Genomic DNA, 12,515 nt, shown 5'->3' with positions numbered 1-12,515 from the left:
TTGTTTTATATGTGTTTTCTCACCAGAAAAACAGGACTTTTCTGTACCAACGAGAAAACTGGCGGCATAGTAGCAGCTGTTATTTTTCACGCAACGTGTTGAATAAACAGCGCTTATAGAAGAAAACACCACTTAAAATGGCGATATGAATACCTCTCAACCATCAAGTTATCGGTTGAGTTAAAAAAAATGTTCGCGTCAAAAAAAAATTGACGAAAAAAATGTAAAAACAATATCACAAAACGTGACATTGCCCGCAAAAAATCTTGTTAACTAACTGTTTTAGATAGACTTATTGATAATAAATCCGATTATTACAAACAAAAAAATCCCTGAGCATTCACTCAGGGATTTAGAGATTTGATAAGTAGATGATGAATTAAAGCTTAAAGAAACTTAATTGCTCTTTCTGCTTCTCTGCAAGTAATGAAAGCTCAGTACTCGCACTTGCACTCTGGCTGATGCCCGCTACATTTTGGTTTACAAGCTCCGACATGTTAACCACGTTGCGATTGATATCTTGAGTAACTTGAGACTGCTCTTCGGCTGCGGTTGCTACTTGCGTGTTTGAATCGTTGATGTTGGCGACCGACTCGGTAATTCCAACCAACGCTTCATTCGCTTGTTGCGTCAGCTCGTTGTTGCGGCTAAGCATATCAAGGCTGACTTGCATACTGTCATTCGCCAGCCCAGACTGCGCTTGAAGCTCTTCAATGATCGTTTGGATCTCTTGTGTCGAGTCTTGAGTACGCGCTGCTAGCATGCGTACTTCATCAGCTACTACCGCAAAACCACGACCAGACTCACCAGCTCGCGCCGCTTCAATCGCAGCATTCAATGCTAGCAAGTTGGTCTGCTCAGATACGCCGCGAATCACTTCAATAACATCGTTGATCTGTACAGATTGCTCTTTTAGACGCAAAACAACTTGCGCTGCATCGTTCAATGCTTGAGACATTTGCGCACTTGCTTCCGCACTTTCTTGGAAGATAGCCAAACCTGATTGAGCAAGTCCATCAGCTTCACGCGCTGTTGCGTCAGCAGAGGTCGCGTTATCACTCACATTATTCGCAGTACTTGCAAGCTCGTTAACCGCAGATGCAACTTGCTCGATCTCCGCCAACTCTTGTTGAGCGTTCGCTTCCGCTTGCGTCATTACCGCAGCTAATTCGGTCGATGCAGATGCAACTTCCTCACTAATACGGGTTAACTGGTCCACAGTGTTGTATAACTGCTCTGCGGTTTGGTTTACATCTTTGCTCAGCTTAGAGATCTCATTGTCCCCATCGACATCTGCACGTACTGATAGATTACCCATTGCTAACTGACGCATCACTTCTTGCAGCTTTTGGATTGGTGTAACAATCATGCCAGACAGGAACCAAGCGCCTATCAATGAGAAAGCAAATACCGCTAAAACCGTCAACATAGCGTTATTTTGCACACGTTCATTTTGCTGATGACTTCTGATAGTAGATTGTTCAGCTTGCTCGTTTACATGCTTTGATAGCGTGTTAATTTGTTGGACCATTTCTCGGCCAACATTGCGATACTCTTTGACAAATGCACGGTACTCGCTATCCGATTTCAAACCTTGATCGTATTGGTTGAAGAAAGCAACTGAGCGCTCTGAATATCGCACATAGGATTCAATTGCTTGGCGAACTTTAACGGCATCGTCACGGAATAGGTTTCGGGCTTCAATTGCGCTTAAATCGGCATCAACTTGCTTTAAGCCTTCTTTCAATTCGGTTAGAAAATTCTCACGACGAGAAGCATCGTAAATAGCGTAAACCGCGCTTATGCGCAGAGGGTAAATTTGGTCGTCAATACTCGCCAATGTGTCTTTGTGAAAAACCAAAGATTCTTGGTTGGAAGCAATAACATCTTGCTCTGCTTGAAGATTGTTTTTAGTAATCCAAAGAGCAATAAACAAAACAATCGCGGTAAATAATACCGGAACCAAAATTTGCGTTCGTACTGACAAATTTTTCAGTGATAACTGCATGACAGGGCCTCAGTTGTATACGTGATGTCTATATCCAAACAAACTCGAGCAGTGCCTATAACAACGTTACTTTTCGGCAGTTTGAATATCTATGCTTCCTTGCGACGGGATAAATCCCAGACGAATAAACAAGTGGCGAATATTAGAGGTCGATCACACTTTTGTCTAGTACAAAAACTCTCCATTTTCAATCTGTTATTGACAATATCCCGACAGTGGCGTCGGGATATTGTCGTTATGATAAATTATGATCACTTATGATGAGATACATTCACATTTAGGACGGTTTCAGCCTATTTTCTCAACGAATTGAGCTTAGCTTGAGCAAGGCCAAAAATGGTATCGATTGGATAAGAGCCTTCATCGGTTGGCTCACCAGCAACTTTCCCCGTAAACAATTCGATAGCTTCAGTAACATGGTCAATCGCCCAAATATTAAACTCGCCTTTTTCGACTGCTTTCACGATGTCGGAACGAAGCATTAGATTGTGAACATTAGAGCGCGGAATAATGACCCCCTGCCCGTCATGACGACCTTTAATTACACACACATCATAAAAGCCTTCGATCTTTTCGTTTACGCCACCAATAGGCTGAGCTTGACCAAATTGATTCATCGACCCTGTTATCGCAATGTCTTGTCGGTTTGGTTGCTTTGAAAAAGCAGACACAACCGCACATAACTCAGCCATGCTGGCACTATCACCATCAACACCACCATAAGATTGCTCAAAGGTAATGGTTGTCGTTAATGGCACTCGTGCCGTTTTACCAAATACGGAAGATAAGTAGGCAGACAAAATCATCACACCCTTAGAGTGAATACTGCCCCCCAAATCCACGCTGCGCTCGATATCGATAACCTCCCCATCACCGTAACACGTCGTCGCTGTGATGCGATTCGGTGCACCAAACATGTAGTCACTAGTGCTCAATACCGAAAGTGCGTTCACTTGGCCTACGGCTTCTCCTTCGGTGCGAATCAGCGTTGTGCCGTTAATAAAGGTTTCCATTACGTTATCGCGTAATCGGCTTACTCGCATTTCTTGGTTATTGAGCGCCTCTTCAACATGACCAATACGGATCATGTTGGAGTTGGCTTGACGAGCCACGTAATTCGACTCTCGAAGCAAGTTGGCGATATTAGCCGAATGTAGAGATAGCTTGGATTGGTCGCCAGACAAACGTGAGCTGTATTCGATGATCCGAGCAATGGCTTTGCGATCGCAATGCAGCATATTGTTGTCATGCACCACGCTAGAGATAAAGCGCGCGTAATGCAGCTCAGACTCCGGCGTACGTTTCATTTCGTCTTCGAAATCTGCCGTCACACGGAACAACTCGCTGAACTCTGGATCGTAATGTTGGAGTAATTGGTAAGTTCGGTAATCACCAAATAAGATAATTTTGATATCAAGCGGAATCGGTTCAGGATCGAGTGATACCGCCCCCGTCAATGTGACTTCTTTTTCTAGAGACGTAAAACTCAATTGACGAGCACGCAATGCGCGCTTCAAACCATCCCAAACGTAAGGCTGTTCAAGTACTTTCTGAGCATCCATTAATAGAACGCCGCCATTCGCCTTATGCAAGCTCCCTGCACGAATCAGCGAGAAGTCGGTAAACACCGTTCCCTTGAAAGTGGCAGTCTCAATCGACCCGAAGAGTGAATGATAGTTGGGATTTTCTTCAACAACGATAGGAAATTCGCTGCTTTTACGGCTTACCAAGACGTTCACTTTATAACGACGTGGCAATTTTTTATCCAAGGATGCCGTCGCAATTTCGCCTTGCTCGCCACTTTGGTCAAGGAAGATATCTGCGTTTTCAACAATATCTTTTTGCAGCTCAGTTAAGTAGGTTTTGATTTCGGAATATTGCGCGTAATCCACTTTGAGTTTTTTGATGAAGTGAGTAATCACATCAAGCGTCACTTCATCATTGAGCTTTTTGATTTTATCGCTGTATGTCTCTTCCCACTCCGTAAGCTCACGAACCATCGAGCGCAATCGCACTTCGAGTTCATCAATAGCATCGCTGAATTGCTCTTGTTCTTTTTTGCTTAGTACATCAAAGGACTCTTCCGTATGAAGCTCATCACCGTTCATGGCGACAAACTGATAATCCCCCTGCGTAGTCAGTGTTAGGCTGATGCCCTTTTCTTTTGCCTCTCGACTAATACGATCCAGCTCGTTTTGTTGCTTAGCTGCCAATTGATTTTTTAATCGCTCAGCGCGGCTAAAGTACATTTCATTGTCGAATGCTAGGGGTAAAGCATTTAATAATTTGCCCATTAAAGCTTCAATATCAACACGTAGCTTATTTCCGATACCACAAGGCAGCTTTAATACCTTTGGTGTACGGGTATCCTCAAAGTTCGCAACGTAACACCAATCAAACAGGGCTGCTGCATCGTGCTGGTGACGATTCAGATAGCGCAAGATCATGGTGCGTTTACCTAGCCCATTCTGACCAATGGCGTAGATGTTATACCCTTTCTCTTTGATGGACATCGCAAACTCGACCGCTTTTTGCGCGCGCTCTTGGCCCACGATTTCATCAATTGGAGGTAACTCCTTGGTCGACTTACATGGCATATTCTCTAGATCTGCTACAGAATATAGCTGCTTAGCTTCCAATCTTAGTATTGCCATATCCACTTCCTTTTTTCTTATTTTCGTTATTTGAGTGTAGAGATTATTTGCTTAATTTTAAGTGATTTACCTTCCACCCTAGATTGATTGGACATTTTATGAACACATAAGTGATATTAACACGCACTTGCAATTGATAATCAATTTCATTTAATATCTAAACAAATCAAATGTTGTGGAGATGGATATGAATATTGAGCAATGCTGGATGCGCTACTTAAAAGCGGAGCAACTGATGGAACAAGGCCATTGGCCAGAAGCTCATCGTTTATATGACGACGTGCTCAACAATCTACCCAACCACATTCATCTAGCGCTAGAAAATGCACAAACTAAACCTTGCCAGTTTGTATGTCTCATTACGGGGCTTAGAGATGCCAGCGTGACGCAATCAGAGATTCTCAACAAACTCGGCTTACAGCATGATGCGTTCTCAATACTCAATCAAACTTACGCGCTATTTCAATTTTTGCAGCTAGAGAGCCATGAACTGATTGAGCGCGTAGGTCACCTACTTGGTCAACAGAGCGAAGACTTGTTAGCTCACATGGCGGCATTTTGCTCTGCCCAACGTAATGCTCAATGGATGATAGAACTCGAGCACGTAACGCGCGCACATGAGCAGTTCTTACATTTGCAAGCAATGAGTTCGGCAAAATCTTCGCCTTCTCACCTGTATAATTAATCTAAAGCTCAAGCATTGAGGACAACTAGGTTTGTGCTGTCCATTACTTGAGTATCATTTGCTTTATCAACCACAAGGATCTGTGATGTCTTCTAAAACCATTCTTTCGGTGAACAACCTATCAGTCAGCTTTACGACAAACGATGGTATCGTCGATGCAGTAAAGAATGTTAGCTTCGATTTAAAAGCAGGCGAGACGCTGTCCATCGTTGGCGAATCTGGCTCTGGCAAGTCAGTATCAACCAATGCACTGATGAAACTACTGCCAGACAACGCTATTTTGCATGAAAGCTCATCCATCATGTTTGAGGGTAGCTCCATCTTGGATAAAACAGAGCGTGAAATGCAAAGTATTCGCGGTGATCGCATTGGCATGATTTTTCAAGAGCCGATGACCTCACTAAACCCGTACATGCGGGTGGGTATCCAAGTCGCTGAGGCCATCATGTGTCACCGCCCGGTCGACAAACGAACAGCAAAAGCAAAGGTGTTAGAGCTGTTTGAATTGGTTCATATGCCAAACCCAGAAAAAGCGTACAACAAGTACCCACACGAATTTTCTGGTGGTCAATTGCAACGTATCATGATTGCGATGGCACTGATTAACGAGCCCGATATTTTGATCGCCGACGAACCAACAACGGCGTTGGATGTCACGGTTCAAGCAGAAGTGTTGCACCTGATTAAAGAAATTCAGGCTCAGATGGGCATGGCAATCCTATTTATTACTCATGACTTAGGCGTCGTAAAACACTTTGCAGACCGTGTCATTGTGATGTGTAAAGGAGAAGTCGTCGAAGAAGGCGAAACACAAACACTCTTCAAGGACCCAAAGCACGAATACACACGTATGCTAATCAATTCGATTCCTAAAGGCAGTAAGGAGCCTATTAGCGAAAGTGCTACGCAGCTGTTAAAGGCTGACGATATACGAGTCAAATTCTTGGTAAAGTCGCATTTTATTGCGAGCAAGAATGAGTACTTCGAAGCGGTAAAAGGCATTTCTCTTGAGCTTAAACAAGGAGAGACCCTCGGGATCGTTGGGGAGTCCGGTTCAGGTAAGTCTACACTCGGCCGAGCTTTGATAGGTCTACTGCCCTCAACTGGCAAAATAGAATATAAAGGCCAAGATATGGCCTTGCTGACAAACAAAGAACGTTTTGAGCTGAAAAAAGACGTTCAGATGGTATTCCAAGACCCTTATGGTTCGCTTTCTCCTCGTATGACTATCGGCGAGATCATCACTGAAGGATTAACTGTCCACCAGCCAATGTTGAGTAAAAAAGAACGTATGCAGAAAGCACGCGACGTGCTTCGAGAGGTTCGCTTAGATCCCGCGTCCATCAACCGTTATCCACACGAGTTTTCGGGAGGCCAGCGTCAGCGTATTGCTATCGCGCGAGCACTAATTCTTGAGCCTTCGTTTATTTTGCTTGATGAGCCAACCTCTGCATTGGACCGCTCGGTTCAACTGACTGTGATTGATCTCCTGAAAGATTTGCAGAAAAAACACAATATTGGCTACTTGTTTATTAGCCACGATCTATCAGTCGTCAAAGCCCTTTCTGATCGTGTTCTTGTCATGCAAAAAGGCGAGGTCATGGAACAAGGTACAGCCGAAAATATTTTCCAAAACCCTAAAAATGACTACACGAAAAAACTGATAGATGCCTCATTTGATCTTGAAAACAGTGAAAATCAGCACAATGCGGCTTAGGTTCATCACAGTTTCATATTCATAAACTAGGATTAAGAAAAGGTGATGATTTCATCTTGTCTTAAGAATGGCATAGCTGCCTTTCGGTTTGGCCGCCGAGACTGGTTGGTTCAAGAGTCAGACTTAGTCAACCTGGCTCAAATACTGGTAAACAGTATGAATTGAGTTCCCCCAACCATGAAAAATGCCGCGACAGAGTCGCGGCATTTTTTATTCTCAGAAGCTTCGAGTAACTAAGGCATTAAATCGACTCAATACCCATATTATGTAACGTAAATGCATACACGTCTGTGGTGAGGTCAATTTGCTTACTCAGCGGCATTCCTGCACCATGACCGGCATTAACATCAATGCGTATCAATACTGGATTAGCGCCTTGCTGTTTGTCTTGCAGCTCCGCAATAAATTTGTACGAATGTGCTGGAACCACACGATCGTCGTGATCAGCAGTTGTCACCAAGGTAGCAGGATATTGCACGCCTTCTTTTACATTGTGAACAGGAGAGTAGCCAAGCAAGTATTGGAACATCGCTTCGCTTTGCTCAGACGTGCCATAGTCATACTTCCAGCCTTCTCCAGACGTAAACGTGTGGTAACGCAGCATATCAAGCACACCTACGGCTGGCAGCGCCACCTTAAATAACTCAGGACGTTGCGTCATACACGCACCAACCAACAAGCCGCCATTTGAACCACCACGAATCGCTAGGCGCTCGGAGCTAGTGTAGTCGTTTTCAATCAGGTATTCCGCCGCCGCAATAAAGTCATCAAATACGTTTTGCTTTTGCTGCTGAGTGCCTGCGTTGTGCCAAGCTTTACCGTATTCACCGCCGCCTCGCATGTTGGCTACAGCGTAAATACCACCCAATTCCAGCCAGTTGGCCACATTGCCAGAAAACATCGGAGTGAGGCTGATGTTAAAACCGCCGTAACCATACAGCATGGTTGGCGCACTGCCATCAAGCGCGATGTCCTTCTTGTATGAGATGATCATCGGAACTTGCGTGCCATCTTTTGAGGTGTAGAACACCTGTTTTGATTCATACTCACTGCGATCGAATGGCGCTTTTGATTCTTGAAACAGCGTCGATTCACCAGACTCAACATCAAATGAGAAGATCGTCGGTGGTGTCACATAGTTAGTGAATGTGTAGTAAAGTGTAATTTCTTCTAACTTGCCAGCTAGACCATAAGCCGTGCCTTCTCCCGGCAGTTCTACATCTCGAATCCATTCACCTTGGTAGTTAAACTGCTGCACTTTAGAAAGTACATCCACCATATAAGTCGCAAACAGATAACCGCCACCTTTGCTGATTTCTAACGGCTGTTCCTGTTCAGCAATCACGTCAGCCCATTGTTCTGTCTGAGTGTTGTAGCTGACAACTTTGCCGTTCGGCGCATCTAGGTTGGTGTAAAGCAGCAAGGTTTCGTTTTGACTATCAATCAAGTAGGTGTCGCCTTGCGTTGTCTCGCGAAGCGTCACAATCGCTTGGGACTCAGACTGTAAATCAATATAAAACAGACGATTACCCGATGTGGATTCTGCGCCAGAAATAATGAGGAAGCGATCGTCCGTCGTCGTGGTACCAGACACATAACGATGAACCTGCGTATCCAACTCACCGAAAATCACTTTATCTTCAGACTGAGGTGTACCAAGTTCATGATAATAAAGCTTGTGATGTTCAGTTCGCGCAGATAACTCACTGCCTTGCGGCTTATCATAGCTAGAGTAATAGAAGCCTTTGCTGCCCAACCAAGAAATCGACGTAAACTTTGCATCCACAATCTCAGGCTCTAACTGTTCTTTGGTTTCCGCATCAATAACAAAGATTTTGCGCCAATCACTGCCCCCTTCCGAGATGGAATACGCGACCAAACGATAATCTTTAGAGAAGCTAACTTCGCCAAGAGAGGTAGTGCCCTCTTCGGAGAAAGTATTTGGATCAAGGAAAACCTCGGCTTCTCCCTCGCCTTTACGTCGATACAATACGCTTTGATTTTGCAAACCGTCGTTTTTGTAGAAGTAGGTGTAGTCACCACGTACAAATGGCTGGGAATATTTTTCGTAGTTTTGACTGTTCGCCACTAAGTCACGGATTTGTTGGCGGTACGGGATCTGACCAAGAAAATCGAATGTTACCGAGTTTTGACCCGAAACCCATTGTGCGGTTTCTTCGCTGCGATCATTTTCTAACCAGCGATAAGGGTCGGCAATGTCGTGACCAAAGTAAGTGTCCACGACAGAATCTTTACGTGTTTTTGGGTAATGCATAACGTCCGTGTTACTCCGTTGTTTTTATTAAGTTGTTTATTTTCATATCGTTTTATTGCGGTGATTACCTTAGAGCACCAAATATTGATTTCAACGACATTGTTTTAAATCTATGAAGGAACTAGAAATAATGAGATATCGTTAAGTAACGATCACGAATGTGCTCAATAAGCAGTTTCACTTTATTCGGTGGTTGACGAGTAAACGGGTACACCGCATAGATACCCAACTTTTTACCCACTAGTTCAGGAAAAATATCCACCAGTTGGCCATTGCGAATATCGTGATACACCAAGCATCGCGGGACGTAAGCTATACCATGGCCGCCCAGAGCGGCTTTACGTAATGCGGTCGCGTTATCAGTAGAAAAGCAGCCTGATACTTTGACGATGTAATTACCATCTTCTCCTTTAAACTCCCAATCCGTTGCACCTGTGGTTTGGTAAGCGTATTGCAGACAATTGTGCGTGGTGAGATCAATCGGTTCAATCGGTTTCCCATTTTTAGCGATATAAGAAGGGGACGCGCATACCACCCATTGGGAATCGAGAATATGTCGTGCGATCAAACTGGAGTCGGCTAGGTAGCCAGTTCGAATGACTAAGTCGTAACCATCAGCCACTAAATCGACAAAGCGGTTATCCAATGACATGTCCACGGTCAGACCCGGATGAAGGTTACAAAACTCCGCAACAGCATCAGCAAGTATCAAATCTCCAGAGATACACGGCACGGACATTTTTATATGACCGCTCACATTCTCTCCAAAGCCTGCAACAGCATCCATAGCCTCCTGAGTGGCCTGCTTCACATTTTTAGCACTGTGGAGTAACACCTTACCTGCCTCAGTCAAGGTTAATTTGCGCGTTGTTCGATATAATAGCTGAGCCCCTATTTCTTCCTCCAACCTCGCCATTCTTTTGCTAACTACCGAATTTGTAAGGTTATTTGCCTCTGCAACCTTGCTAAAGCTGCCAAGTTCGATTACTTGAGAAAATAGAATTAAGTCGTCTGCTCTCATACCATTATGTCACTTTTGGAATTAATTATTTTCATTATTTCCCTATATCAACAAAAAATAAAGGAGTAAATTCACGCCAAATTAACAAAACCATTACAACAAAAAGTCACCTCTACAGCGGATTGACACCGTTCGAGAAGTCAGCGTACGAAGGATGTACAAATGAGTGAAACCCTACTTGCCCTAGTGGCATTTTCGCCAATTGTTGTTGCCGCCATCTTATTGGTTGGTCTCAACTGGCCTGCTAAAAAAGCCATGCCTGTTGCGTTCGGTCTAACCGTCGCTATCGCACTTATGTTTTGGGATATGTCAGCCAATCGCGTACTGGCCTCCGTATTCCAAGGACTCGGCATTACTGTCTCTGTTCTATGGATCGTGTTTGGTGCCATCTTCTTGCTCAACACTTTAAAACACACTGGAGCGATCACCACAATCCGTAATGGATTTACCGATATTTCGGCTGACCGCCGTGTACAAGCCATCATCATTGCTTGGTGCTTTGGCTCGTTCATTGAAGGCGCATCTGGGTTCGGTACCCCGGCAGCAATCGCTGCACCACTACTGGTTGCAATCGGCTTTCCTGCGCTAGCCGCTGTCCTTATGGGCATGATGATTCAGTCAACGCCTGTTTCATTCGGCGCGGTAGGCACGCCTATCATCGTAGGTGTAAACAAAGGTTTAGACACCCATAACATCAGTGAGTCGTTGGCCGCACAAGGTGCAACGTGGGAAATGTACCTGCAAGATATCACAGCGCACGTTGCTGTCATTCACGCAGTCGTAGGTACGATGATCCCAGTATTAATGGCGATGATGTTAACACGTTTCTTCGGCAAGAACAGAAGCTGGAGTGAAGGTCTGGATATTCTACCATTTGCACTATTCGCTGGTGTCTCTTTCACCGTTCCATACGCGTTAACCGGTGTTTTCTTAGGTGCAGAGTTCCCTTCACTTATCGGTGGTTTGGTTGGTCTGTCTATCGTTGTTACCGCAGCGAAAAAAGGCTTCTTAGTACCAAAGACTAAGTGGGATTTCGAAAGCGAAGACAAGTGGCCTGCAGAGTGGTTAGGCTCGCTAAAAGTCGATCTAAACGACAATCCGGGCAAGCCAATGAGCATCGTAAAAGCTTGGGTTCCATATGTAATGCTGGCAGTTATTCTCGTCGCAAGCCGCGTAAGCCCTGAGCTGAAAGGCTTTGTACAAAGCGTAAGTTTGTCGTTCAGCAACATTCTTGGTGAGACTGGCGTTAGCGCTGCGATTCAGCCGTTATACCTTCCTGGAGGCATTCTGGTGTTTGTCGCACTACTTGCTGCAATGTTACAAAGCGGTAGTGTAAAGCCATTGCGTGAAGCGTTTGGCGAGTCAAGCAAAACACTGATTGGGGCGGGTTTTGTCTTGGTATTTACCATTCCGATGGTTCGTATCTTTATCAACTCAGGCATCAACGGTGCTGACCTAGCAAGTATGCCCGTCACAACCGCAAACTTCGCCTCTGACCTTGTTGGTTCTGCGTTCCCAGCGCTGAGTGCCACCGTTGGTGCACTGGGTGCGTTCATCGCTGGCTCAAACACGGTATCAAATATGATGTTCAGCCAGTTCCAATTCGAAGTGGCACAAACGTTGTCTATTTCGAGTGTGATTGTTGTATCACTCCAGGCCGTCGGTGCTGCCGCAGGTAACATGATTGCGATTCACAACGTTGTTGCCGCATCAGCCACGGTAGGTTTGCTTGGTCGAGAAGGCGCAACATTGCGTAAGACGATTATCCCTACGTTCTACTACATTGTAATGACAGGCATTATTGGATTGGTGCTGATTTATGGCTTCCAAATGACAGATGTCTTAATGAAGTAACGCGAAACGCAGGGTTTGCAGCCCTGCCTAATTTGACACAGCTGTCTGCACTACTACCCCGACATGTTGATTTAGCTTGCTACATCAATTCCCCCGACAGCTGTGTCACTCTTTCCAGTTTGCATAACTGATTGAGTGATTTAAAAAATTTTTCAACCAATTATGTAAATGGGTTACCAACATCACCGGTTCAAACGTAAGTGAACCATAGGTAACTATACTCATTTTGATGTCTTCACTGCTTTGCGATGAAGGCTCAACGAAAGAGCAAATTGCTCCACAACTTTGCTTAGAATAACCG

Annotated in this window: 7 protein-coding genes; 3 read left to right on the top strand and 4 right to left on the bottom strand. The window is 44.6% G+C overall.

Going from position 1 to position 12,515, the window contains the following annotated elements:
- Nucleotides 1-379: 379 nt before the first annotated feature.
- Nucleotides 380-2,008 carry a methyl-accepting chemotaxis protein gene (locus R7F07_RS07905; protein ID WP_005375120.1) on the bottom strand — a complete coding sequence of 543 codons (1,629 nt, stop codon included), beginning with the start codon at nucleotides 2,006-2,008 and terminating at the stop codon, nucleotides 380-382.
- Nucleotides 2,009-2,301: 293 nt separating this feature from the next.
- Nucleotides 2,302-4,662, bottom strand: coding sequence for a Lon protease family protein (locus tag R7F07_RS07900; RefSeq protein WP_054574916.1), 2,361 nt, complete (start codon nucleotides 4,660-4,662; stop codon nucleotides 2,302-2,304).
- A 187-nt stretch (nucleotides 4,663-4,849) separates the two neighbouring features.
- Here R7F07_RS07900 and R7F07_RS07895 point away from each other — a divergent pair, with 187 nt between their 5' ends.
- Complete coding sequence (locus R7F07_RS07895; protein ID WP_005375116.1) at nucleotides 4,850-5,347, top strand: hypothetical protein; 498 nt, start codon at nucleotides 4,850-4,852, stop codon at nucleotides 5,345-5,347.
- An 85-nt stretch (nucleotides 5,348-5,432) separates the two neighbouring features.
- Nucleotides 5,433-7,064 (top strand): ABC transporter ATP-binding protein, encoded by a 1,632-nt coding sequence (locus R7F07_RS07890; protein WP_171342461.1) that lies wholly within the window; start codon nucleotides 5,433-5,435, stop codon nucleotides 7,062-7,064.
- Nucleotides 7,065-7,305: 241 nt separating this feature from the next.
- Here R7F07_RS07890 and R7F07_RS07885 read toward each other — a convergent pair whose 3' ends face one another.
- Nucleotides 7,306-9,339 (bottom strand): prolyl oligopeptidase family serine peptidase, encoded by a 2,034-nt coding sequence (locus R7F07_RS07885; protein ID WP_171342460.1) that lies wholly within the window; start codon nucleotides 9,337-9,339, stop codon nucleotides 7,306-7,308.
- 121 nt (nucleotides 9,340-9,460) lie between these two features.
- Nucleotides 9,461-10,360 carry a LysR family transcriptional regulator gene (locus R7F07_RS07880; protein WP_005375112.1) on the bottom strand — a complete coding sequence of 300 codons (900 nt, stop codon included), beginning with the start codon at nucleotides 10,358-10,360 and terminating at the stop codon, nucleotides 9,461-9,463.
- 162 nt (nucleotides 10,361-10,522) lie between these two features.
- Between R7F07_RS07880 and R7F07_RS07875 the strand changes: the two genes are divergently transcribed.
- Nucleotides 10,523-12,214 carry an L-lactate permease gene (locus tag R7F07_RS07875; RefSeq protein ID WP_005375111.1) on the top strand — a complete coding sequence of 564 codons (1,692 nt, stop codon included), beginning with the start codon at nucleotides 10,523-10,525 and terminating at the stop codon, nucleotides 12,212-12,214.
- Nucleotides 12,215-12,515 lie beyond the last annotated feature (301 nt).

The organism is Vibrio sp. YT-16 (genome assembly GCF_033337405.1).
GTDB lineage: Bacteria > Pseudomonadota > Gammaproteobacteria > Enterobacterales > Vibrionaceae > Vibrio > Vibrio alginolyticus.
The sequence above is the reverse complement of the archived record's forward strand: the minus strand, read 5'-3'. Positions and strand labels throughout refer to the sequence as shown.

Coding starts and splice junctions, on each gene's coding strand:
- R7F07_RS07905 (WP_005375120.1), bottom strand. CDS start 2,008: ATGCAGTTATCACTGAAAAATTTGTCAGTACGAACGCAAATTTTGGTT.
- R7F07_RS07900 (WP_054574916.1), bottom strand. CDS start 4,662: ATGGCAATACTAAGATTGGAAGCTAAGCAGCTATATTCTGTAGCAGAT.
- R7F07_RS07895 (WP_005375116.1), top strand. CDS start 4,850: ATGAATATTGAGCAATGCTGGATGCGCTACTTAAAAGCGGAGCAACTG.
- R7F07_RS07890 (WP_171342461.1), top strand. CDS start 5,433: ATGTCTTCTAAAACCATTCTTTCGGTGAACAACCTATCAGTCAGCTTT.
- R7F07_RS07885 (WP_171342460.1), bottom strand. CDS start 9,339: ATGCATTACCCAAAAACACGTAAAGATTCTGTCGTGGACACTTACTTT.
- R7F07_RS07880 (WP_005375112.1), bottom strand. CDS start 10,360: ATGAGAGCAGACGACTTAATTCTATTTTCTCAAGTAATCGAACTTGGC.
- R7F07_RS07875 (WP_005375111.1), top strand. CDS start 10,523: ATGAGTGAAACCCTACTTGCCCTAGTGGCATTTTCGCCAATTGTTGTT.